The following is a 23,882-nucleotide window of genomic DNA, read 5'->3' on the forward strand; positions in this document are numbered from 1 at the left end:
TTCTTCGTTGATTGATGGTTTATGAGATTGGGTTGACTTGTCAACCCTGTTGGTGGTGTTGGTTTGGGGTATAGGGCCCCCTTACCCCCGCGGCGGACAACGGCAAAAAGTCGGCGGGGATGAGGGGTCCAAATCTTCGGTTATGCGCGGGATGCGGATCGCGGGCCGCGGATCGCGGTCAGCCGGCTCAGAAGTCCGAGTCGAACCAGACCTGCATCTGGCCCACCTCGCGGTTGGCCCACGCGTAGTACGGCACGAGCTTCAAGTCGTAGGACTTCTCCCCCACCGGGTGCTCGCTCACATCCGCGTACAGCGGGAAGTCGGCGTCGTCGTGCGTGCGCTTGACGGCCGGCAGCGTGATGACCTCCACGCCGTCGAGCTCGCCGAAGTGGTACTCGGCCTTCGCCTTGTCGGCGCTGTGACTGTCGATGCGGTAGTTCCACAGCGGGGCGGAGTTGTCGGCTTCCTCGGCGCAGAACACGATCGGGCCGCGCATCACGGCGACCTTGCCCACGTCGTGGCGGGTGAGGGTCTTGGAGCGCATGAACTTCACGGCCATGTCGAGGTCCAGCGTGATCTCGGTGGTGCCGGCGGTCACCTCGACGGAGACGAAGCCGTTGTCGACGGGCAGGCGGCGGGCGTCCTCGCCGTTGACGGTCATCTCGTGCTTGGAGGCGGACCAGGACGGGATGCGCACCAGGAACTCCACCGGGTCGGCGCCCTCGGGCACGGTGACGGTGAACTCGATGTGGCCGTCCCACGGGAAGTTGGACTTCTGCGAGACCTTCACGCCGTCGAAGAACTCCGCGTCGTTGGCGATGAACTGGTGCGCGACGATCTCGCGGCGGTCCTCGTGCACGGTGTACAGATAGCGGTCCACCGAGGCGATGAGGCGCGCGATGTTCGCCGGGCAGCAGGCGCAGCCGAACCATTCGGCGCGGTGCATGAGCACGTGGTAGCGGTCCGGGTTGTGCTCCGTGGCCTCGGGATCGGCCTCGAGCGCGTTGACGTAGTAGAAGTGCTTGCCATCGAGCGCGATGCCGGCGATCGAGCCGTTGAACAGCTCCTTCTCCAGCACGTCGGCGTACTCGCCCTTGGTTTCGAGCTCGAGCATCTGGCGGGCGAGGAAGCTCATGGCCACTGAGGCGCAGGTCTCGCCGTACATGGTGTCGTTCGGCAGGTCGTAGTCGTAGGTGAACGCCTCGCCCACGTGCGTGGAGCCCACGCCGCCGGTGATGTACATGCGGCGGCGCACGATGTTGGCCCACAGACGCTTGGCGGTCTCCTCGAGACCCTTGTCGCCGGTCAGGCGCGCCACATGGGCCACGCCGGTGAGCATGTAGCCCACGCGGACTGCATGTCCCTCGGCGGTCTTCTGCTCGCGGATCGGGCGGGCGGTCTGCGTGTACTCGTGGGTCCAGCCGCGCATCTGCGGGAAGATGTCGGTGGAGCCGTCGCCGATCTTCGCGTTCTGCTTGTCGTAGAAGCTCGGGTCCTTGCCGCGCACGTCGATGAAGAACTGGGCGAGCTTGAGGTACTTGCCCTCGCGGGTGGCCTCGTAGAGGCGAGCCAGGGCCAGTTCGATCTCCGGATGGCCGTCGGCGCCGGGGATCTTGCCGTCCTCCTCGCCGAAGTTGGCGTCGAGGCAGTCGGCCATCCTGCGGGCCACGTCGAGAGCCTGCTCGTTGCCGGTGACCTCCCAGTACGCCACGGCCGCCTCGATGTAGTGACCCATCACGTACATTTCGTGGGACTGCTGGATCTGGGTGAACCGCTCGCGGTTGGCGAACGCGCCGGACTTGATGATGTACGGGGTGTCCAGATAGCCGTCCTCGCGCTGGGCGCGGGCGATGAGGTCCACGAGGTCGTCGCACAGGGCCTTGAGCTGCTCGTCGGGCTCGTAGGCCAGCGAGTAGGCGGCCTCCTCGAGCCACTTGTACACGTCGGAGTCCTGGAACACGAAGCCCTTGAACTCGCCCTGCTCGTCGCCGGCGGCGATGCGCAGGTTGCGCACGGCACGGCTGTAGTGGTAGTCGATGTCCTGCTTGGCGCCCGAGGGGTCGCGCGGGATGTCGATCTTCTGCTCGTCGTTGATGACCGCCCACTGGTAGGGGATCACCTCTTTGGCGACGTTTTCGCGATACCTGCGCCAGAATGGCGAGGTCACCGTCACCTTGGTGCTCATGCGTGCCGTCCTTTCCACATTGATCGGTCGTTTGATCGCTTCCGCTTTCGCTTTCGCTTTTGCTTCCGCCGGCTCCAGAACTTGCAGCTGCGCAACTCCTTGCCCCTGACCGGCATCTGCAAATGATGGTATGAGCCCGGCGCGCGGCGTTTGCGCGGGTCGCGCGAATGGGAAAATTTTCCCAAAACGACGACGGCAGGTAGGATTTCCCCTGTGAAGGGAACGGCATCGAACACATCGAACGCATCGGACAGATGCGGGGACGGGGACGCGCGCGGCGGGCGACGAGTCACACTGCTGGACGTGGCCGAGGCGGCCAGCGTGTCCGTCGCGACGGCGTCGAAGGCGCTCAACGGCACGGGACGATTGTCCGCAAAGACCCGGCGGATCGTGCAGACCGCGGCGAAGGAACTGGGATACCGCAAGACCGCGGCCGATTCGGACGGCTATGCCAATCCGACCGCGGCGGGAGCGGCGGCCAGACCGGGCGCATCGGGCGCGAACCGGGCAGCCGCGGCGCGACAAACGCAGCGGTCGGGGCTGGTGGGGCTGATCACGTCGGATTACAACGGCCGGTTCTCGCTGCCGCTGCTCATGGGCGCGGAAAACACGCTGGGCGCGTCCAACCACGCGGCCCTGCTCATGAGCTCGCACGGCCGGGCCGCCTTGGAACGCAGCCACATCGACCAGTTGGCCGCGCACGGCGTGGACGGGCTGATCGTGGTGGGCGACACCTCGAACCCGCGCCCGCCGCTCAATCCGAACACCACGATGGGACTGCCGGTGGTCTATACGTATGATCCGTCCACCGACCCGGACGACTGTAGCGTGGTGTGCGACAACATCGGCGCCGGTGCGCAGGCGATCGAATACCTGCTGAGCCTGCGTCGCCGCTACATTGCGGTGATCGCCGGACCGGAGGACTTTCAGGCCGCGCACGATCGCGTCAAGGGCGCCTGGCGCACGTTCACGCTATATGATTTCCGTCCGGTCGCGGTGCTGTACGACTCGTGGAGCGAGGAGTGGGGAGAACGGGCGGCCCGCGTGCTGGTGGACCGATACCCGCATCTGGACGCGATCTACGCGCTGAGTGATGAGATCGCGCGCGGGGCCGTGCGCGGGCTGCTGGCGATCGGCAAGCGCGTGCCGCAGGACGTGGCGGTGATCGGGCACGACAACTGGTTCGTGTTCTGCTCGAACGCGCATCCGACGCTCACCACGTTCGACAACAACATCACGCTGATCGGCAAAACAGCGGCGAAATATCTGCTCGACGCGATCCGCGGGCACCCGCATCACGGCGTCATCACGGTGGAATGCCCGATGATCGTACGCGAGTCCACCGAGCCCGAACGCCGGACCGCGCTCAACAGCTCCGACCGCATCTTCCGCCGCAACAACGCATGAATGGTCAGCCGCGCCAGACGACCATGGTGGCGGCTTCGGCGGCGGGGCGGATGGCGGGCGGCAGGGATTGCGCGGGCCCGGCGGTGATTTCGCGGGCGTGGGCGTGGATTTCGTGGCGCCACATGCGGGCGCGGCGGGAGCGTTGGACCTCCACGATGTCGCCGTCGGCGTCGGCCGCGAAGATGGACGATCCGGCGGGCTTGCGCAGGCGGCGGACCTGCCGGCGCAATTGGCGGTTTTCCTCCTGCAGCGCGAGGATGCGGGTGATGCCCGCGAGGTTGATGGACTCGTCCTGACTCAGATGCTGGGCCTGCACGAGCCGGTCGAGGTCGCGCAGGGAGTAGCGGCGGGCGCCGCCGCCGGTGCGCCGGGGCGTGACGAGTCCCACGCGGTCATACTGCCGCAGGGTCTGCGGGTGGACGCCGGCGACCGTGGCGGCCTGCGAGACGGTGAACACGGACAGGTTCACGTCGAATCCCATGTCGTCGAGCTCGTCCAGCTCGGCGCGCCCCTCCACGAGCATTTGGGCGCACAGGGCGTACGCCTTGCGGATCTGCTGCGCTATGCGGGCCATCCGTGCGCTCCTTTCCGAACGTATGACGATGGAAGATGATGAAAACGGGTATGGGAATTGAAAACGCCATCCCGGACGGAGTCCGCGGGGGCGGAATCGAAGGAGCCCCTTCGACCGCGCCTTTCGGGCTCCGCTCAGGATGACGGGAAAACGGAAAGCGGGCGGAAACCGCCGCCTCGGGCCTACCGTTCCGAAGCCAGCTCCCCGGCGAAGTCGCCGGACGCCTTGTCGAACTCCTTGGCGGCATGCTTGACGCCCAGCCCCGGCTTGGCGGGCACGTGGATCATCACGCGGCCGACCAAATCGCCCGGCGTATTGCCGCGCTGGACGCCGGCGCCGCCGATGCGCACCTCGGTTCCGGAGGACGAGCCGGCCGGCACCTTGAAGGTGACCTCGTTGCCGTCGATGTCGTGCGCGACCACCTTGGCGCCGCCCACGGCCTCGGCCAGCGTGACGGGCAGGTCCATGACGATGTCCCGCCCGCGCATGGCGAACTTCGGGTCGGACTTGACGCTCACGTTGAGATACAGGTCGCCGTGCGCGCCGCCGTTGAGGCCCGCGTGGCCCTTGCCGGCGAGGCGGATCTTCTGACCGTCCCTGACGCCCGCGGGAACGTGCGTCTTGAACTTGGAGCCGTCCACGCTCAGCGAGACGGTCGCGCCCTTGATCGCCTGACGCAGGGTCAGCGTGATCTTGGAGTTGCGGTCCTCGCCGCGTTGCGGGCGCGGGGCCTCCTCGTAGCCCTGATAGCCGCCGTAGCCGCCGGCCGACTGCGGGCCGCTGGCCGCACCGGCGCCGCCGAACATCGAGAAGATGTCGTTGAGGTTGGGGTTGCCGCCGCCGGAGGTGCTGAAGCGGATGCGCGAGCCGCCGTTGCCGCCCGCGCCGCCGCCGAACATGCCGCCGAACATATCGGCGAAGCCGGAGGCGTCGAACCCGCCCTGGCCGGAGCCGCCGGCGAAGCGCGCGCCGCCCATGCCGAACTGGCGGATGGCGTCGTACTTCTGGCGCTGGTCCTTGTTGCTCAGCACGTCATAGGCTTCGGAGATGTCCTTGAACTTCTCCTCGGCCTCCTTGGTTTTGTTGAGGTCCGGGTGGTACTTGCGCGCGAGCTTGCGGTACGCCTTGGTGATCTCCTGATCGCTGGCGTCCTTGGAGACACCGAGGACCTTGTAGAAATCCTTGCTCAGCCATTCATTCTCAGCCATCCCATGTCTCCTTTCCTACGAATGTTCATTCAGTCCTTATGAAAGGCTCCCCTCGGGTTGGGAGGGGAGCCGATGTGCATGTCAGTTCTGCGGGGAGGCCACGACGACACGGGCGGCGCGGATCACGCGGTCACCGATGCGGTAGCCGGCCTCCACGACCGTGTCGACGGTCTCCTTCTCGGCCGACGCGTCCGGCTTGTGCAGGATCGCGTCGTGGCGGGTGGGGTCGAAGTCCTCGCCCTTCTCGCCGAACTTCTCGACGCCGAACTTGCCGAACGCCTTGTCGATCTTCGCTGCCACGGCGCTCATCGAGTCGCTGAGCTCGCCGTGTTCGCGGATGCGGTCGATGTCGTCGAGGGCCGGCAGCAGCGCGGTGAGCACGTCGATGATGCCGTGCTGGCGGAAGCGCTCCTGCTCCTTGGACGCGCGGTTGCGGAAGTTGATGAACTCCGCGCGCTCGCGCTGCAGGGCCTCGAGGTATTCGGCGGCCTCCTTCTTGGCCTTGCCGAGCGGGGTCAGCTCGTCGGCGGGGGCGTCGGATCCGGCCTTGCCGTCCTCGGCGGGCTTACCGTCCGCGGCGGCCTTGGCATCCGCTGCCGCACCGGCACCGGCTTCAGGCGCGGCGGCCGCCGCATCGGCACCCTCTTCGGGCGTCTTCGCGGCGGCGTCGTCGGCGTTCGGCAGATCGTTCAGGTAGTCGTCCTTGTTGAACTCAGCCATGGCGAGGAACCTTACTTGTTGTCCTTGTCGTCGTCGTCCACGACTTCGGCGTCCACCACGTCGTCATCGTCCTTGGACGCGGAGCCGGAGGCGGCACCGGCAGCACCCGCGCCCGCGGCGGCACCCGCATCGGCGGCGCCGGCCTGCGAGTACAGGGCCTGGCCGATCTTCTGGGCGGAGGTCATGAGCTCGCTCTGCGCGCTCTTGATCTTCTCGATGTCCTCGCCCTTCAGGGCCTCCTTGAGGGCGTTCACCTTCTCGGTGACCTCCTTGGCGACCTCGTCGGACAGCTTGTCCTTGTTGTCGTTGACGAGCTTCTCGGTCTGGTACGCGAAGGACTCGGCCTGGTTGCGGGTCTCGGCGTCCTCCTTGCGCTTCTTGTCCTCGGCCTCGTGGGCCTCGGCCTCCTTGACCATGCGGTCGATCTCGTCCTTGGGCAGGCCGGAACCGCCGGTGATGGTCATCGACTGCTCCTTGCCGGTGCCCTTGTCCTTGGCGGACACGTGCACGATGCCGTTGGCGTCGATGTCGAAGGTGACCTCGATCTGCGGGACGCCACGCGGGGCCGGCGCGATGCCGGTCAGCTCGAAGGTGCCCAGCGGCTTGTTGTCGCGGGCGAACTCGCGCTCGCCCTGGTAGACCTGAATCAGCACGGACGGCTGGTTGTCCTCGGCGGTGGAGAAGACCTCCGAGCGCTTGGTCGGGATGGCGGTGTTGCGGTCGATGAGCTTGGTCATGATGCCGCCCTTGGTCTCGATGCCGAGGCTCAGCGGGGTGACGTCGATGAGCAGGACGTCCTTGCGGTCGCCCTTGATGACGCCGGACTGCACGGCGGCGCCGACGGCCACGACCTCATCCGGGTTCACGGACTGGTTGGCTTCCTTGCCGCCGGTGAGCTCCTTGACGAGCTCCTTGACGGCGGGCATACGGGTGGAGCCGCCGACCAGCACCACGTGGTCGATGTCGCTCACGCCGATGCCGGCGTCGTGCAGCACGTTGTTGAACGGCGTGCGGCAGCGATCCAGCAGGTCCGCGGTCATTTCCTCGAAGTGCGCGCGGGTCAGGGTCTCGTCCAGATGCACCGGGGTGCCGTCGGGCGTCATGGCCAGATACTGCATGGAGATGGACGTGGAGGTGGAGGAGGACAGCTCCTTCTTCGCCTGCTCCGCGGCTTCCTTCAGACGCTGCAGGGCGATCTTGTCCTTGGCGAGGTCGACGCCGTACTTGTTCTTCACTTCGCCGACGAGCCAGTCGATGATCTTCTGATCCCAGTCGTCGCCGCCCAGGTGGTTGTCGCCGTTGGTGGCCTGCACCTGAATGGTGGAGAAGCCGTCGTCGTCCTTGCCGATCTCCAGTAGGGAGACGTCGAAGGTGCCGCCGCCGAGGTCGAAGACCAGAATGCGCTCGTCCTCCTTGCCCTTCTCCAGACCGTAGGCCAGAGCGGCCGCGGTCGGCTCGTTGATGATGCGCAGGACGTTCAGGCCGGCGATGGTGCCGGCGTCCTTGGTGGCCTGACGCTGGGCGTCGTTGAAGTACGCCGGGCAGGTGATCACGGCGTCCGTGACCGGCTCGCCCAGGTACGCCTCGGCGTCCCTCTTGAGCTTCATGAGGACCTGCGCGGAGATCTCCTGCGGGGTCCACTTCTTGCCGTCGATCTCGACGGTCCAGTCGGTGCCCATGTGGCGCTTGACGGAGGAGATGGTGCGGTCGACGTTGGTGACGGCCTGACGCTTGGCCACCTCGCCGACGAGGATCTCGCCGGACTTGGAGAACGCGACCACGGACGGCGTGGTGCGAGCGCCCTCGGCGTTCACGATGACGGTGGGCTGGCCGCCTTCCAGCGTGGCGATGCACGAGTTCGTAGTACCCAGATCAATGCCTACTGCGCGTCCCATAATGTGCTCCTTTGTTGTTCGTTTCGTTCTTACGTTCTTCGCTCAGGTTCCGGTTGGTTTCCTTCGCCTTCCAAAACTTGAGCCTACATCACTCAACTTTCGTTCGCAACTTTTTATTCCCGCCCGGCGGGGGATTTTCCGGCGAATTTTCCCGGACACGCATTTGCAGTCATTCTGCCAACGTTTGCAGTATGATGGTGCGGTACGAAAACGCACATGGCAGTACGCATCCAACATGCATGCAACGGGAGGGAACATGGCAAAAGCGGACATCCACGCAGTCGCCAAGGCGGCGGGCGTGTCCATCTCCACCGTGTCGCGCACCTTCACGCGCCCGGAACTGGTCTCCGCCAAAACGCGCGCCAAGGTGCTGGAGGTGGCCGACCGGCTCGACTTCAACATCTCCCGCTCCGCCACCGCGCTCAAGTCCGGCCAGACCTACCGCGTGGCGCTGCTCATGAACGAGGAGATCACCAGCTGGTTCAACACGCAGACCTTCGCGGGCATCGAATCGGTCATGCACCCGGCCGGATACGACATCTCGCTCTTCCAGCACATCGATACGCCGGAGACCCGGCACAAGTTCTTCACCGACCTGCCCATCAGACGCAACGTGGACGCCGTGTTCGTGGCGTCCTTCGCCATCGACCCGCATGAGGCCGAGCAGCTCCAGCGCATCCACGTGCCGATCGTCGGCATCAACACCCCGCCGTCGGACGGCCTCGACGCCACCGTGTGCATCGACGACGAGAAGGGCATGGCCACGGCCACACAGTACCTCATCAATCTGGGGCACCGCCGCATCGTCTACACCTGCTCCGAGGCGGCCGCCATGGGCGCCTCCATCGACGCGCGCACGCAGGGGTTCATCAACGCCTGCCGCGACGCGGAATCCAAGCACGACATCGACTGGAAGGTGCTGCCGGTGGCGCGCGGCCCGGAATTCGCCGACTCCGCGCTGGCCGCGCTGCTCACGCTGGACGAGTTCCCGGACGCGATCTGCTGCCAGATGGACATGATGGCCATCCCGCTAGTGCTCAAGCTGGGCCGCTACGGGCACATCACGCCGCGCGACTATTCGATCGTCGGCTTCGACGACAGCCCCTACGCGGACACCATCAACCTGACCACCATGCGCCAGAATCCGTACGACATGGGCCGCCGCGCCGCGCTCAAGGCGCTCAAGCTCATCAACGGCGACGCATTGGACACCCCGCACGAGACCGTGGAGGCGCAGCTCGTCCCGCGCGGCACCGCGGCGCCGTTCGATCAGGAAGTGCCGTTCACCCCAGCGGCGTGAGCGCCGTCAGCGCGGCGCCGGCCAGCAGGAGTGCGGGATAGACCGCATACCACGCCCACCGCGTCCGCCACGGCCGTCGCCCCGCGCCCGCGTCCCCGCCGACGCGGTCGTCACGGTAGTGCAGCACGGCCACGCCAACCGCCGGCGTAACGCACAGCACCGCACCCAACAGCCCCGCGGTGAGCATCATCGTGTTCTCGCGGGCGCGCAGGAACCGAAACACCAAGGCGAACAGCAGGGTGGCCACGCCCACGAACATCACGCGCTGGCGCACTCCCACGCCCAGCAGCAGGTTCCACAGCAACCCGGCGACCACAATCAGCGCGGACAGCGCCCACCGCGCGGCGCGGCCGGACGCCCCCGCGTACCGCCGCGCCGCCCAGTCGAGCAGCATGAGCACCGCCAGCGCGATCGCCAACCCCCACACCGGGTTCTGCGAGCGCGGATCGAACGCCATGCCGGACGCGACAAGGTCATACGGCACCTCACACACGGCGGCGAGCGCGACCAGCCGGCCCAGATACGCGCCCGCGTGGCACGTGACGCGGCTTCCCTCGACCAGCAGCCATGCGTAGATCGGGATCGCGGTCCAGGAGACGGCCTCGCACAGCACCGCGGCGGTCAGGGAGCCCATGTTGTCCGCGGAGGGCGCGCCGAGCAGGGCCGGCACCACGGTGGTGGACGCGACGGACAGGGCCATGCAGACCGCGCCGACGAGCTTGAGACGGAAGGCGTTCATGGCTTCAGCCTACCGCCGCGTCCGTCGCCACACGGTGAAGCTGTGCGGCGGCAGCACGAGCGCGCGACCCCTCACGCGCGCCTCGTCGCTGCCCTTGCCGACCTGTCCGTTTCCGGCTCCGGCTCCGGCCGAGCAGTACACGCACGTCCACGCCCCGGGGTCAATCCGCTCAAGTTCGCCGTACGGCTCGGGCGTCTCCAGTTCGACCGTCAGCTGCATACGCGCTTCGTCGGTCGGATTGACCGCCACGCAGTCGCCGCCCACGAGGAACACCACCACGGCGTCGTTCCGCGGCACGACCGTCCGCGGGCCGCCGAACCACGCCGGGTTCCCGCGGCGCAGGCGAATCAGCGACGCATAGTGCCCGGCCAGCGAGCGCAGCCGCCGCGCGCGCCTCCAGTCGAGCCGATTCAGGGACGCGGGGCTACTGTACGAGTCGGCATCGCCGCGCTTGGTGCGCGCGAACTCCTCGCCGCCCAGCAGGAACGGCACGCCGGCGGCGGAGAACACGATGCCCGCGGCCAGACGGTTGGCGGCCATGAGGTCGTCGCATGCGGGCCCGTCCGCGGCGTAGTCGGCGTCGGAGGGCATGCCGCGCATGGTGGCGCACAGCTTGTCCCACAGGGTCAGGTCGTCGTGCGCGGACACGTACTGGATCACCTGCCCCACGCCGGCCGTCTCATGCGGGGTGCCGCGCCACGCGTCCTCGGCGTGGCGGATGTCCACTGCGAAGTCGTCGGCGGCGCCGCTCAGGTAGCCGGGCACCTTTTGATAGAACACATGGCCGCGCACGGCGTCTCGCGTGGAGTCGCAGAACGCCCCGATGCACGGGTCGAGGTACGGCAGGCCACGCTTGTCCGCAAGCACCACGTCGGCGGCGGGGTCGAGCGCGGTGGAGCGGGCCGACCATGGTTCGCCGTGCATGAGGATGGACGCGCCGTCCGGCAGCTCGTCGAGCGCGGCGCGCACCGCGTTCATGGTGTCCACGTCGATGAGCCCCATGAGGTCGAAGCGGAATCCGTCGACGTGGTATTCGCGCGCCCAGTAGGCCACCGATTCGACGATGTACCGGCGCATCATGGCCCGTTCGGTGGCCACGTCGTTGCCGCAGCCGGACCCGTCGGCGAGGGTGCCGTCCGCGCGGCGGCGCAGCGCGTAGCCGGGGACCATGCGCTCGAACCAGTTGTCGGCGGAGAACATGTGGTTGTACACCACGTCCATGATCACCTTGACACCGGCGGCGTGCAGCGACTGGATCATGCGCTTGCATTCGCGGATGCGGACCTCGCCGTGGAACGGGTCGGTGCTGTAGGAGCCCTCCGGCACGTTGTAGTTGAGGGGGTCGTAGCCCCAGTTGAAGCCGCGCGCGGGGTCGTCGGCCGGCAGCGATTCGTCGATCGACCCGTAGTCGTAGAACGGCATGAGCTGCACGGCGGTGACGCCCAGCCGGTGCAGGTAGTTGACGCAGGTGGGGAATTCGCCCTCGCCGTCCACGGTGGTGTCCGCGTGCGTGAAGGCCAGATAGCGTCCACGATGTTCGGCCGGCACGCCGGAATGCGGGTCGTTGCTGAAGTCGCCGATGTGGGTCTCCCAAATGACCAGTTCATTCGCCGGCACGCACGGGCGGCGGTCATGCCCCCAGCCGTCGGGGTCGGTGCGCCTAAGGTCCACGACCATACTGCGCCGGCCGTTCACGCCGGCGGCGCGGGCCCACGGATCGGCGGTGCGGTTGACCGTGCCGTCGGGGAAGCGGACCACGTAGTCGTAGTAGACGCCGTGGCCCACGCCCTCGCAGCGGACCAGCCATGTGCCGCCTTCGGAGGGGACGAGTTCGTGGGTCTCCGCGGGTTCGGCCCCACCGGCTTCGGCGGGCGAGCCGGCGGCGAACAGACGCAGGGTCACGCCCGCGGCGGTCGGCGCCCACACGCGGAAGGCGGTGCCTTCGGCATCGGGGCGGGCGCCGAGGTCGTCGCCGGCGTAGGTCGGCACGTCCGGGCACGGCATGCCCTCCTCGGCCGGGGTGCGGTTGATGGCGGCAACCTGCCGTTCCATGCTCTGTGTCCTTTCTTGATGATGCGCGTGGCGCGCGCAGAAGTTGCATATTCAGGCGTTTACGGCGGGTAAATCGCCACGCATGCGCACGGATCTGCAACTTTTGGGCAGTCGAAGCCCACAGGGTTTCCTTGATGGCTCGCCTCCGGCCCCTGCAATTATGGGCTCGCCTTACGGCGAGGCTCAATCCGGCCTTCGCGTCCTTGGCGGACGCTCAGGCTGAAGCCAGTCGGAAGCCCACAGGGCTTCCTTGATGACTTCAGCCCTTGACCGAACCGCTCATCGACTCCTGGTAGAAGCGCTGCATCACGATGAACAGGATGGCGATCGGGATGGAGACCACCACCGCGCCGGCGGCGAAGCGTGCGTACCAGTCCTGGATGTACTCCTTGTCGAGCATGAGCCACAGGCCCAGCGCGACCGTGTAGTTCGACTGCGTGCGGCAGATCACCTTCGCCATCACGAAGTCGAGCCACGGGGTGAGGAAGCCGGTGATGGCCTGATAGACGATCATGGGCCGGGAGATGGGGATGATGATCTTGGTGAACACCTGCCAGCGAGTGCAGCCGTCGATCAGCGCGGCTTCATCGAGCGACATCGGAATGGTGTCCATATAGCCCTTCATCACGTAGAATCCAGCGCCCGAACCTGCGGAATACACTAGAATCAACGCGATGAGCACCGCGGCGGAGCCCTCCGTGAGCTGCATGGCCTTGAGGATGAAGTAGATCGCGGTGACGGCCATGATGCCGGGGAACATGCCCAGGATGAGCGCCACGTTCATGAACGTGCGGCGGAAGCGGAAGCGCAGGCGGGACATGCAGTACGCCACGGACAGCACGAAGAACACCGAGATGAGGCACACGAAGCACGCCACGACGAGCGTGTTCATGAACATTTTCGGGAAGTTCATCACCGTGCGGTCGGTGAACAGCGTCACATAGTTGTCGAGCGTGTACTCCTTGGGGAAGAAGGAGTCTGTGTAGGGGGCGGTGTTCCTGTTGAAGCTCTCGAAGAACACCCACACGATCGGCACCAGCCAGATCACCGCCATGACGGCGAGGAACAGGTGCGCGGCGATGTCGCCGGCGATGCGGCGCTTCTTCTGGTCGTGCAGCAGGCCGTGGGATTCGCCGCGGATTTCGCCGCGGAGCTGAGCGTCTTTCATCGGAACGCCTCCTCGTTCTTGTAGGACCCGGAATTGCGGTAGGTAAGCAGTGCCACCGCCGCGAGCACGATGAACGTCATGATGCCGATCACGGCGCCGAGGTTGTAGTCGCCGCGGTCCACGGTGAGCTTGTACAGCCAGGTGATGAGCAGGTCGGTCTTGCCGGCGGACTGGCCCACCTGGCTCGGTTCGCCCTGCGACAGCAGGTAGATCACGTTGAAGTTGTTCACGTTGCCGGTGAACGTGGTGATGAGGTACGGGGTGAGCACGAAGAAGATGTACGGCATGGTGATCTTGGAGAAGATCTGCCACCAGTTCGCGCCGTCGATCTTCGCGGCCTCGTACTGCTCGGCGGGGATGTTCTGCAGGATGCCGGTCACCTGCATGATCGTGTACGGGATGCCCACCCACAGGTTGATCACGATCACGGTCACGCGCGCCCACGTCACGTCGGTGAAGAACGGCAGCGCCTGGTCGATCCACCCCCAGTTGATGAGCATGCGGTTGATCGCGCCCTGCGGCTGCAGCATGGTGCGCATGGTGAGCAGGGAGACGAACTGCGGCACGGCGATGGACATGGAGAACACCGCGCGCCAGAAGCCCTTGCCGTGTGTGGTCTTGCGGTTGATGACCATGGCCATGAACAGGCCGAAGAAGAAGTTGAGGAACGTGGCGAAGAACGCCCACACCAGCGTCCAGCCGAGCACCGAGAAGAACAGCTTGGCATTGACGTCGCCGGAGGCGCTGCCGGAGAACACCGACTTGAACGCGTCGAGCCCGGTCCAGTCGAACAGCAGCACATGGTTCTGGTCGTAGTTGGTGAAGGCCATGGAGATCATGAAGATCAGCGGCAGCACGGTGAACACGGCGATGCCCAGCGTGGGCAGGGCCATGAGCAGGTTGGAGACCTTGCCGTCCTTGAGCTCGCGCAGGTCGTCGGCGAAGCTCGGGGCCTTGCCGCCGTTGGCGCGGGCCAGGCATTCGGCCTTGTACGCGCTGCGCACGGCCATGGCCCACCACAGCAGGAACACCGCGCAGATGGCCACGGTGCACACGCCGTACAGCAGGATGACCACGGAGTTGTCGCCCTGCACGTACTCCCAGAAGCCGTCGACGAGCTGCTGGCCGCCCTCGTTGTCGCCGAGGGACGGGAGCATGGCGAGGTTGTGGGCGCCGGAGGAAATCATGAACGCGATGAAGGCGATCTCGCCGGCGAGCAGGATCAGCCCCTTGATGATTTGCCGATGCGCGAAGTTGCCGAGGCCGAAGACCAGCGCGGACAGTTTGGTGAGCGCGTCGCCGTCGGCGAGCGCGGCGCGCAGGGTATACGGCGATGGCGCCACGTCGTCCGGGTTCGGCTTGCGGCGGCGCTTCGCCATCGTTGACATGGTCGCAGTGGACATGGTTACCGCCTTGGTGTGGATGGAATGGTGATGCGATGGGATGATGGGCGAACGGGAAAACCGCCCGTCCCGGCGGGGAGAAAGGGGAAACGCCGGGATGCGGGACGGAGTGGAAGCGGCGGCCCGGCAAGGAAGCGGAGTGCCGGACCGCCGACGTGGGGATGGCTACTTGACGGCCGCGTCAAGCTGCGACTGGAACTCTGCGAGCTTGTCGGCCGCGTTGGCGGCGGTGACGTCCTTGTTCTTCAGACCGTTGCCGAAGGTGGTGGCCGGATCCCAGAAGTTGTTCATCGCGGAGATGATCGGCTGGGTGACGGCGATCTTGGCGATGGTGTCCATCTGGGCCTTGGACGCCGGGTCGGTGGCGATGGAGGCGAGGGACTTGTCGGACGGGGTGACGCCGCTCATGGTGTAGTGCGACTTCTGCGAGTCGGTGGAGCCCAGGAAGGCGGCGAACTGCGCGGCGGCCTTGGCGTTCTTGGAGTTCGGGTTGTAGGCGGCGGCCTTGGAGCCGGAGAACGGGGTCATCGGGATGGATTCGCCGTTGATCGTGAAGCTCGGAGCCGGGGCGGCGGCGTAGTTGTCGCCGAGGGCGGCCTTGGCCTTGGACGCGTTCCACGTGCCGTCGAAGTAGGCGTCCACGGTGCCGTTCTGCAAGCCGGCGATGCCGGTGGTGCCGTCGTCCACGACGAAGTTCGGGTTGTTGGCGAGCTCGGCGAGGTACTTGGTCACGTCGGTGGCCTTGTCGCCCAGCTTGATGCCGTCGGAGGCGGTCATGCCGTTGGAGCCGAAGAACTTGGCGCCGGCGCCGGTGTAGAACGCGGTGTAGTACCAGGGGCCGCCGATCTGGAAGGCCACCTTGCCCTTGGCGAGCATGGCGTCGAGGGACTTGACGTCGTCGGCGGAGAACTTGGACTTGTTGTAGTACATGAACCAGGTGTTGCCGGTGTAGGGCACGCCGTAGAGCTTGCCGTCGGTGGAGGTGACGGACTGCAGGGTGGCCTCGTCGGACTGCTCCTTGACCTGCTTCTCGGCGTCGGTGCCGAGCTGGCCGATGGCCTTGGCGTCGATCAGGGTGCCGAGCTGGTCGTTGCCGAACATGTACACGTCGGCGGCGGAGGCGGCGTCCTGCTTGACGGTCTTGGAGGCGTCGTCCTCACCGACCACGTCGTTGGTCCACGTGATCTTGTACTCGGGATGCGCCTTCTCGAAGGCCTTCTCCACGGTGGTGAGCCAGGAGTCGCCGCTGGTGGACGCCTGATCGGCCTGCGGGGACCACACCTTGAGCGTCACGTCCGTGGCGCCGCCGGACGCGGAGCCGGTGGAGCCGGAACCGGAACCCGTGGAGGAGCCGCACGCGGCGAGCGGGGACAGCATGGCCACGGCGGCTGCGAGGCCGACGGCCTTCTTCCAATTGATCTTCATCGATCTTCCTTTCCTCAAAAGATCCGCCGAGCGACCCATGTCGCCCTGCAAACGTTGTGGATGCCTGCGGGCTGATATTGCATACGTTCACTTCAGCGTGAAAACCGTCTGTCGAGTACCTGTGCAATGTCTTGCGCCGCATCAACAATTCTGACTATAACACGCTTTTTGCAAACGTTCGCAATCCGTGTCACAATGAAGCCACCGATCGCTTCCGCCACGGTGGCGGAACGCTACGGAGCACAAGGATCGTGAACCATGAACCAACCGCGACACGCCGGACGCCCATACCCCTCGCCAAGCTGGCTGGACGACGCCCGCTTCTACGAGATCTACCCCCAGTCCTTCGCGGACTCCAACGGCGACGGCATCGGCGATATCCCCGGCGCCGCCGCCAAACTCGACTACATACGCGGCCTCGGCTGCAATGCGCTGTGGCTCAACCCGTGCTTCGACTCGCCGTTCCGCGACGCGGGCTACGACGTGCGCGACTACACCACGGTCGCCCCGCGCTACGGCACCAACGAGGACCTCGCCGCCCTGTTCGCGGCCGCGCACGAACGCGGCATGCACGTGCTGCTCGACCTCGTCCCCGGCCATACCAGCGAGGAGCATCCGTGGTTCGCCGCGAGCGCGCGGGCCGATCCGGCCGACCGCCGCACCGCAACCGGCGAGGACGTCTCCAACCGCTACATCTGGACCGATTCGTGGATCTCCGCCGCCGACGGCCTGCCGTTCGTCGCCGGCGAGACCGAGCGCAACGGCACCTACGTGCTCAACTTCTTCAAGTGCCAGCCCGCCCTCAACTACGGCTTCGCGCACCCCCGCCGCGCATGGCAGTCCCCGGCGCTCGGCCCGGACGCCCTCGCCACCTGCGGCGCGATGCTGGACGTGATGCGCTTCTGGCTCTCGCGCGGGGCGGACGGATTCCGCGTGGACATGGCCGACAGCCTCGTCAAGGGCGACGACGAAGGCAAGCCATACACCATCCGCACTTGGCAATATCTGTTCTCGCGCATCCGACCGGAATTCCCCGAAGCGGCGTTCGTGTCCGAATGGGGGCGGCCCCGCGAGTCGATGGAAGCCGGGTTCGACATGGACTTCTATCTCGACTGGCGATGGGACGGCAAGCCGAACGGCTACAACCGCCTGCTGCGCGACACGGACGACCCGCTCTCGCGCGACGGCGACCGCAGCTACTTCAACGCCGACTCGGGCGCGTCCATCCGCCCGTTCCTCGACGACTATCTGCCGCAGCTGCGCGCCGCGGAGGCGCACGGCGGACGCTTCGACCTCATCACCTGCAACCACGACACGCCCCGCACGGCCCAGCGCCTCACCGAACGCGAGCTCAAGGTGGCGTACGGCATGATCCTCACCATGCCCGGCTGCCCGTTCATCTACTACGGCGACGAGATCGGCATGCGCTACCGTCCCCTGCCCACGTTCGAGGGCGGCTACGCGCGCACCGGCAGCCGCACGCCCATGCAGTGGGGCGCAGGCGGCGGCAAGGACGGCATCGGGGATTCGCGCTATCTGTCCGCCGACCCCGCGCCCGACGCGCCCACGGTCGCATCGGAATCCGCCCGCGACGATTCGCTGTACCAATGGGTGCGCGGCGTGCTCGCCCTGCGCGAGGCTCATCCGGCGCTGCGTTCGTCGGCCGGATTTGAAGTCGTCGCGACTCCGGAGCGTGGCCGGGCGTTCGCGTTTCTACGGACGCGGACGGCCACCGGGGACGCCGACGCCGACGATGCCGCCGGCGAGCGTCTGCTGGTCGCCATGAACCCCGGACGCGGACGGGAGACGATCGCGGTCCCCTCCGGCGAGCGCGGCCCCGGACGCGGTGCCTCGTCCGGCCCCCTGCTCCAATGCGGCGACGCGCACGCGGCAATCGGAGCGGACGGCAACGGGCGGCTGACGCTCGGCCCGCAGAGTTTCGCGGTGTTCGCATGGTAGCGGCGGCAGAGGCGGCGGCTACTCGCTCGTTGCCATACGACGCGGTGTTCTTCGACCTGTACGGCACCTTGGTGGACATCCGCACCGACGAGGGGATGCCGGCCGCGTGGAATGCGCTGGCCACGGCGATCGGCACGGCGGACCCCACGTCGCCGTACCGCGCCGCGGAGGATGCGCGCGACGCGTTCGAATGCGCGATGGCCCTGCACGAGCCCGCGGCGCCCGGCCCCGACTACGAGCCGGACGTGCTGCCCGCCTATCGGGCGCTGCTGCCCGGACTGTCCGGCGCGGAGGGCGACCGGGCGGCCCGCGCGCTGGCGTGGACGTTCCGCCGGGCCAGCACGCTGCTCTTGCGCCTGTACCCCGGCGCCCGGGACCTGCTGTCGTCGCTTCGCGGCGCGGGCGTGCGCGTGGTGCTGCTCAGCAACGCGCAGTCCTGCTACACGCGCCCGGAACTCGCGTCGCTAAGACTCGTGGGCGCGTTCGACCGCATGATCATCTCCAGCGAGGAGGGCGTGCGCAAGCCGTCCCCGCTCCTGTTCCGCCGTGCATTGGCCCTGGAGGGGCTCAACGACCATCCCAACCGCGCGCTCATGGTGGGCAACGATATCCGCTGCGACATTCTCGGCGCGCGGGCGGTCGGCATGGACGCCGTCTATGTGCACACCGCCATTTCCCCGGCCGGCGACCCGCCGACCTGTCCCGAGGCCGCGCTGTCCCTGCCCGGCGAGCCGAATCCCGACTATCACATACTGAAAAAGCGATTCCTGACCTAGCCTCCCGGATATCCCGCCCGAAAACCGGAATGGGACCGGCGGAATTCCGCCGATTTGCCATTCCGATCCGGACGGGTTGCCGGGCCGGTTAGGTCAGAAATCGCTATGCTTTGCGGGGCGGAACGCTCAGCGCTTGCCGAACACGCCCTTCTTGGCGGCGACCATGAGGCCACCGGCCACGAGCAGGGCCGCGGCGGCGAGCACCACGCCCATCACGGTCGCGCCGGTCTTGCCGAGCTTGCCGGCCACGGGGGCGGGCTGCTCGACCTTGCCGGAAGCGATCGGCTTGTTGGCGTTCTGGCCGTTCTCACCGGCGCCCGGCGTCACTTCGCCGGACTGGTTGCCCTCGGTGCCGGTGGGGCCGGCGAAGTTCTTGATCGTCACGGTCTTGCCGGACTGGCGGCCGGTGACGGTCAGGGTGTACTTGCCGTCCTGCTTGACGTACTGGCTCAGGTCCAGCGTGGTGGTGCCGGCGGTCTGGACGCGCACACCGGACAGGCCGGTGGTGTCGGCAGAGGCGGCCACGGTCTTGCCCTGGTCGTCCGTGAGCTTGTAGGAGAGCACGGCGTCGCCGTTGAACCCGGTCGCGTCGAAGACCTGGTTCTTGTTGTCCTGCGCCTTGACCTCGGCCTTCGCGGACAGCGCGTCCTGGTCGGCCTTGTCGGTGGCCAGGCCCAGCGCCTTGGCGATGGTGTAGAAGTTGTCGGTCTGGTCGGTCAGGCCGTCGACGCGGGAGGCGCCGGGGCCGGAGGCGGCGATGCGCAGCTGGGTGCCGGTGTGGCTCATGTTGCCCTGGGCGCCGTCGAACTTCTCCTCGGTGTTGGCGTCGCCGTTCTCGCCCTGCGTGTACTCGTCGTTGTCGATCGGGTCGCCGTTCTCGTCCTGGTAGACCGGGGCGTCGGAGGTGCCGTAGGAGACGACCATCTTCTCGCCGAGCTTGTTCTTAAGCACGGTGCTCAGCGCGTAGTACGGCTGAGCCTCGACGATCTGCGAGGTGTGGGCGTGGTCGGCGGTCACGATGATCAGGGTGTCCTTGAGGTCCACCTTCTTCAGGGCCGCGGAGACGGCGGCGTCGAGGTCGTCGGTCTCGCCGATCTGGCCGCAGGCGTTGGCGTTGTGATCCTGCTTGTCGATGGACGCGCCCTCGACCTGCAGGAAGAAGCCGTTGCTCTTGCCGTTCGGGTTGCCCTGCAGCAGATCCAGCGCCTTGTTGGTGAAGTCGGCCAGGGAGGCGCCCTGGTTGCCGAGCCACTTGTCGTTCACGGTGCAGGTGGTCGGGTTCTCGTCCTTGGCCGGGTCGGCCTTGGTGGCGACGGACGGGTTGAACTTGGTGGGCAGGTTGCCGTCGCCGAGGAGGGCGAGCACCGGGCTGTTCTGGTCGGCGGACTTCAGGTTCTTGAAGCCGTTGACGTCACCGGACTGGACGGTCTGGAAGCCGCGGTCCTTGGCCTGCTGCCACAGGGTGTTGCCGTTCTGGTCGAACTGGTTGAAGTACTTGGAGCCGCCGCCGATGGTGACGTCGGCGCGGGTGTCGAGCAGCTGCTCGGAGATGGAGCCGATGCCGCCGTTGACCTTGAGCTGGTCGGCAAGGCAGTTCTTGGCCTGGTTGCCGTCGGTCGCCGGATCGATCTTGCCGTCGCCGTTGGTGTCGGTCTTGCCGTCCCACTTGCCCTGCGGGCCGTAGCAGGCGCGCTCGGAGGAGTGGGATTCGAGGACGGCCGGGGTGGCGTCCTGGATCTCGGCGGTGGTCACGTTGCCGGTGGCCTTGCCGGCCGCCTTGGCGAGCTCGATGAGGTTGAGCTGCGGGTTGCCCTTCACGTCGATGTCCACGGCGTTGTTGTAGGTCTTGGTGCCGGTGGCCCAGCTGGAGCCGGACGCGGAGGAGTCGGTGACCGGGGTGATCACGCCGGCGGTCTTGGAGCCGGCCAGCTTGCCGGTCTTGTCCTTGGCCACGAGGCTGTCGTTGGAGTTGGCGCCCAGCGAGAAGGTGGTGTACTGGCCGGTGCCGACCTCGGTGTCGCCGAGGGCGCTCGGCTGGCCGATCTTGTCGATGCCGTCGAAGCTGCCGTTCACGCCGTGCAGGTAGTTGCGCGCGACGGTGATCTCGGAATCGCCCATGCCGTCGCCGATGAAGAGGATGACGTTCTTCGCGCTCTTGGATCCGATGGTGGCAATGCGCTGGGCGCCGCCGTGCACGGAAAGCGCGTCCACGCCCTTGCCGTCGGCCGCGTTGGCCATGCCAGGAAGCGCCGCCAGCATGGCGAGCGACGCGACGGCCGCGCAGGCCGCCTTGAGTCCCTTGTGTTGCTTCACTTCAGTTTCCTTTCAACGTCGGGCTCGTGCCGTCCCCCGAAGGTGTCGACGGTGGGGACCGCATCCAGCGGCCTCCGGCCCAGACACGACCAGCTTCGACCAGCAACGCAACCGGAAGGCGACCGCAAACGATCATGTCCGGTAACTTCCGGTGAACTTCCGGCAAACACGCTCGATAACAACAACCGTTCTCAAAGCGTTACGTAGATCGGCGTCCGACGACGGATTCGCCGCGTGGGATCAGCCGCGTGGGATAATGGGACGCATGACCGATTACCGTTACGACGACGAGCCTTCCGCCGCGGACCACGTGGTCGCGCAGCTGGAGCGCGTCAACGCGAAGGTGGATGAGATGCGAGCGAAGATGGAGCAGGACCCGGATTCCATGGGCGACAAGATCCTCAAGGCGGCGCTGCCCTCCGTCGCGGGACTGGTGGCCGGCAAGCTGTTCGATATGGCATGGAACCGCGGCACGGCCAAGCGCTTCGGCGACGTGCGTCAGGAATCCGCCAAGGGCCTGCTGCTCTCCGTCGCGTTCGCCGCGCTGTCCGCCGCAGTGGGCGCCGCGGTCGCCACGCTGTCCACCCGCAGCTCGCAGGCCATCGTCGATCGTCGCCACCGTCGCGCACACCGCTAGCGCCGTCTGCGTTGCTCATTGCGCCGTCTTCGACTCTGATGACGTCGCACCCGCATCGTCTACGTCATCCGCGCCGTTTGCGTCACTCGCGGCGCTGATGGTGCCACCGCCGCATCGTCGCCGCCGCTCGTTCGCCACGGTCTGCACCTCCGCTGATCGCGCAACCACTGGCTGCACACCCACTAGCTGCGTCGTCATCATCGTCCATTCGTTCCAACCTGCGCCCCGAAATCGCGGCTTGGAACAATCACCCTGTTTTTTCCACTCCGTTGGCGCCCAATTCGCCGTCATTCGTTCCAATCCGCAATGTCAAGGACGCAGGTTGGATCGAATGAGGGTTCCGCAACGGGCGCAAACGTTGGACACGGGCTCCGGCCGGCGCGATACTTGAGCCATGACACTGATTTCCAACGGCACCATCGATGCCCTGCTCAACCGTCGTTCCATTCGCGCCTTCGCCCCGGACCCCATCGACGCCGACACCGTCGAAACGCTGGAGACCGTGGCCCAGCACGCCGCCTCCAGCCAGTACCTCAACGACTGGTCCGCGATCCGCGTCAAGGATCAGGCGCTCAAGGACCGCATGGCCGAGATCGGCCGGCAGCCGTACATCGCCACCGCCCCGCTGCTGTACGTGTTCGTGGCCGACGAGCACCGCAACGCCCTGATCGCCGACGCCAAGGGCGTGCCCACCGATCCGGACGCCTACGGTCTGGCCGCCAGCTACCGCTTCACGCAGGCGCAGAACGACGCCGTGCTCGCCCTGCACGCCATGGAGACCGCCGCCTATTCGCTGGGTCTCGGCTGCGTGATCCTCGGTTCGCTGCTCAACGATGTGCCCGGTCTGATCGACGCACTGCACCTGCCTCAGTACACCTACCCGGTGCTGGGCCTCGCGATCGGCAAGCCGGCGCAGGATCCGGCCGTCAAGCCCCGCATGCCGCGCGACCTGCAGTTCTTCGACGACGCCTATCCGACCGACGACGAGGCGACTGCGGCCATTCGCGAACGCATCACCGAGTTCGACGCCACCGTGCACCAGTACTACGATCTGCGCCATGCGGATCGTCCGGTGGATGCGTTCAGCGACCAGATCGCCAAGCTCGCCGCCCAACAGATGGACGACGCCCACAAGGTCCTCCCCCTCGCCGCCGCCCAAGGCTTCCGCCTCGACCGTTAGTCCCAGCCCTTCCTTATCCCTTCAAGGGGCCTCACAAGCCTAGGCGCGACAGTTGTTCCGCAAAGGTTTGTGGCGGCGGACACGATGCTGGACCGTAAGCTAGCGAGCGTATGCGAGCGATGGCCGAACGGCCTCGAGTGTGTCCAGCATCGTGTCCGCCGCCACAAACCGTAGAGTCATATGACTAGCGCCGCCGCGGCTTGTACCCCTTCTTGCGGCTGTGCGGCTTGATCTGCTGATTCAACGGCACATAGGTGTGCGCGTTAGCCGGATCATGGCTGGTCAGATGCCACGATCCGCAATACTGGCACCGGTACACCCACAGCTCCGATCCCCGCTCCGTGAAGCACTGGTCCGCGGCATGCTGCGCCTGCACCTTGTCGTGATACATGATCTTGTTCGACGTGGCGCAGCGCTTGGGAATGAAATAGTGGGCCATAACAAGCCCCGAGTCTAGCCTCGCTTGGTGACACCCGCAGCAAAGGCGCGCAGGTTCGCCAGGAACGCGCATGCGACGCATACGGTCAGCGCCAGATATCCCCAGTGCGCGCCCTGCTGCGTGGCCGCCACGAAGGTTTCGGATCCGCGTTCGCCGGCGCCGGTCTGGGCCACGGACAGGAACAGGGACATCAATCAGTGTGAGATCGGTCCTGCTCAGTCAGACGGCCGCGCACGCCTCCGGATGCGATCCCCGTGGGAAACGGCGATCGGCCCGTATGGAACCGACCCGCGCGAAGGCCGGCCGGGTAAACCCGGCCGGCCGGTGGATATGGGAACACCCCGGGTGAAAACGAAAAAGGCCCGGAGGGGAATCCCCTCCGGGCCAAACACGAATAATTTGCGGCGGCGTGCTACTCTCCCGCACCCTATCGAGTGCAGTACCATCACCGCGCCAGGCCTTAGCTACCGGGTTCGGAAAGTAAACCGGGCGTCACCCCTGG

The 23,882-nt window shown here is 66.7% G+C and carries 19 protein-coding genes; 6 read left to right on the top strand and 13 right to left on the bottom strand.

Annotation, left to right across the window (positions count from 1 at the left end):
- Positions 1-187: 187 nt before the first annotated feature.
- Positions 188-2,185, bottom strand: a complete 1,998-nt coding sequence (locus tag DSM100685_RS05845; protein WP_152350416.1) for a glycoside hydrolase family 127 protein — start codon at positions 2,183-2,185, stop codon at positions 188-190.
- 303 nt (positions 2,186-2,488) lie between these two features.
- Here DSM100685_RS05845 and DSM100685_RS05850 point away from each other — a divergent pair, with 303 nt between their 5' ends.
- A complete protein-coding gene (locus DSM100685_RS05850) occupies positions 2,489-3,592 on the top strand; it encodes a LacI family DNA-binding transcriptional regulator (RefSeq protein ID WP_240811892.1) in 1,104 nt (367 codons plus the stop codon).
- Between the two features lie 4 nt (positions 3,593-3,596).
- On the opposite strand, the gene DSM100685_RS05855 is transcribed toward DSM100685_RS05850, so the two are convergent.
- The 4 genes from DSM100685_RS05855 to dnaK form a co-directional block, all read right to left on the bottom strand.
- Positions 3,597-4,166, bottom strand: a complete 570-nt coding sequence (locus DSM100685_RS05855; RefSeq protein ID WP_152350418.1) for a heat shock protein transcriptional repressor HspR — start codon at positions 4,164-4,166, stop codon at positions 3,597-3,599.
- Positions 4,167-4,348: 182 nt separating this feature from the next.
- Positions 4,349-5,374 (bottom strand): DnaJ C-terminal domain-containing protein, encoded by a 1,026-nt coding sequence (locus DSM100685_RS05860; protein WP_152350419.1) that lies wholly within the window; start codon positions 5,372-5,374, stop codon positions 4,349-4,351.
- Positions 5,375-5,455: 81 nt separating this feature from the next.
- On the bottom strand, positions 5,456-6,094 hold the full coding sequence (gene grpE / locus DSM100685_RS05865) for a nucleotide exchange factor GrpE (RefSeq protein WP_152350420.1): 639 nt from the start codon (positions 6,092-6,094) through the stop codon (positions 5,456-5,458).
- Positions 6,095-6,105: 11 nt separating this feature from the next.
- Positions 6,106-7,989, bottom strand: a complete 1,884-nt coding sequence (dnaK, locus tag DSM100685_RS05870; RefSeq protein WP_152350421.1) for a molecular chaperone DnaK — start codon at positions 7,987-7,989, stop codon at positions 6,106-6,108.
- A gap of 256 nt (positions 7,990-8,245) precedes the next feature.
- Here dnaK and DSM100685_RS05875 point away from each other — a divergent pair, with 256 nt between their 5' ends.
- Positions 8,246-9,289, top strand: a complete 1,044-nt coding sequence (locus DSM100685_RS05875; RefSeq protein WP_152350422.1) for a LacI family DNA-binding transcriptional regulator — start codon at positions 8,246-8,248, stop codon at positions 9,287-9,289.
- Here the strand turns inward: DSM100685_RS05875 and DSM100685_RS05880 are convergent.
- From DSM100685_RS05880 to DSM100685_RS05900, 5 genes are all read right to left on the bottom strand, one after another.
- Positions 9,273-10,028 carry a TraX family protein gene (locus tag DSM100685_RS05880; protein WP_152350423.1) on the bottom strand — a complete coding sequence of 252 codons (756 nt, stop codon included), beginning with the start codon at positions 10,026-10,028 and terminating at the stop codon, positions 9,273-9,275. The genes DSM100685_RS05875 and DSM100685_RS05880 overlap by 17 nt on opposite strands.
- A gap of 9 nt (positions 10,029-10,037) precedes the next feature.
- Positions 10,038-12,080, bottom strand: a complete 2,043-nt coding sequence (gene pulA / locus DSM100685_RS05885) for a type I pullulanase (RefSeq protein ID WP_152350424.1) — start codon at positions 12,078-12,080, stop codon at positions 10,038-10,040.
- Positions 12,081-12,339: 259 nt separating this feature from the next.
- Positions 12,340-13,248: a sugar ABC transporter permease gene (locus DSM100685_RS05890; protein WP_152350425.1), complete on the bottom strand. Its 909-nt coding sequence runs from the start codon at positions 13,246-13,248 to the stop codon at positions 12,340-12,342.
- The gene (locus DSM100685_RS05895; RefSeq protein ID WP_152350426.1) at positions 13,245-14,651 is read right to left on the bottom strand and encodes a carbohydrate ABC transporter permease; all 1,407 of its coding nucleotides are present in this window, start codon (positions 14,649-14,651) and stop codon (positions 13,245-13,247) included. Before DSM100685_RS05895 ends, DSM100685_RS05890 begins: the two co-directional genes overlap by 4 nt.
- A gap of 165 nt (positions 14,652-14,816) precedes the next feature.
- Positions 14,817-16,076, bottom strand: coding sequence for an extracellular solute-binding protein (locus DSM100685_RS05900; protein ID WP_152350427.1), 1,260 nt, complete (start codon positions 16,074-16,076; stop codon positions 14,817-14,819).
- Between the two features lie 258 nt (positions 16,077-16,334).
- Here DSM100685_RS05900 and DSM100685_RS05905 point away from each other — a divergent pair, with 258 nt between their 5' ends.
- Positions 16,335-18,035, top strand: coding sequence for an alpha-amylase family glycosyl hydrolase (locus DSM100685_RS05905; RefSeq protein WP_152350428.1), 1,701 nt, complete (start codon positions 16,335-16,337; stop codon positions 18,033-18,035).
- The gene (locus DSM100685_RS05910) at positions 18,029-18,811 is read left to right on the top strand and encodes an HAD family hydrolase (RefSeq protein WP_163201073.1); all 783 of its coding nucleotides are present in this window, start codon (positions 18,029-18,031) and stop codon (positions 18,809-18,811) included. Before DSM100685_RS05905 ends, DSM100685_RS05910 begins: the two co-directional genes overlap by 7 nt.
- Positions 18,812-18,937: 126 nt before the next feature.
- Here the strand turns inward: DSM100685_RS05910 and phoA are convergent, their stop codons facing one another.
- Positions 18,938-21,124, bottom strand: coding sequence for an alkaline phosphatase (phoA, locus tag DSM100685_RS05915; RefSeq protein ID WP_152350430.1), 2,187 nt, complete (start codon positions 21,122-21,124; stop codon positions 18,938-18,940).
- A gap of 265 nt (positions 21,125-21,389) precedes the next feature.
- Between phoA and DSM100685_RS05920 the strand changes: the two genes are divergently transcribed.
- Together DSM100685_RS05920 and DSM100685_RS05925 are read left to right on the top strand one after the other, a co-directional pair.
- Entirely contained in the window at positions 21,390-21,761 is a 372-nt protein-coding gene (locus DSM100685_RS05920) for a DUF4235 domain-containing protein (RefSeq protein WP_152350431.1), read from the top strand.
- Between the two features lie 400 nt (positions 21,762-22,161).
- Positions 22,162-22,941, top strand: a complete 780-nt coding sequence (locus tag DSM100685_RS05925) for a nitroreductase family protein (RefSeq protein ID WP_152350440.1) — start codon at positions 22,162-22,164, stop codon at positions 22,939-22,941.
- Between the two features lie 184 nt (positions 22,942-23,125).
- Here the strand turns inward: DSM100685_RS05925 and DSM100685_RS05930 are convergent, their stop codons facing one another.
- Both DSM100685_RS05930 and DSM100685_RS10735 read right to left on the bottom strand, forming a co-directional pair.
- Positions 23,126-23,380, bottom strand: a complete 255-nt coding sequence (locus DSM100685_RS05930) for a hypothetical protein (RefSeq protein WP_152350432.1) — start codon at positions 23,378-23,380, stop codon at positions 23,126-23,128.
- 14 nt (positions 23,381-23,394) lie between these two features.
- A complete protein-coding gene (locus DSM100685_RS10735) occupies positions 23,395-23,571 on the bottom strand; it encodes a hypothetical protein (RefSeq protein WP_163201075.1) in 177 nt (58 codons plus the stop codon).
- Positions 23,572-23,882: the final 311 nt, after the last annotated feature.

Source organism: Bifidobacterium avesanii (genome assembly GCF_009299475.1).
GTDB lineage: Bacteria > Actinomycetota > Actinomycetes > Actinomycetales > Bifidobacteriaceae > Bifidobacterium > Bifidobacterium avesanii.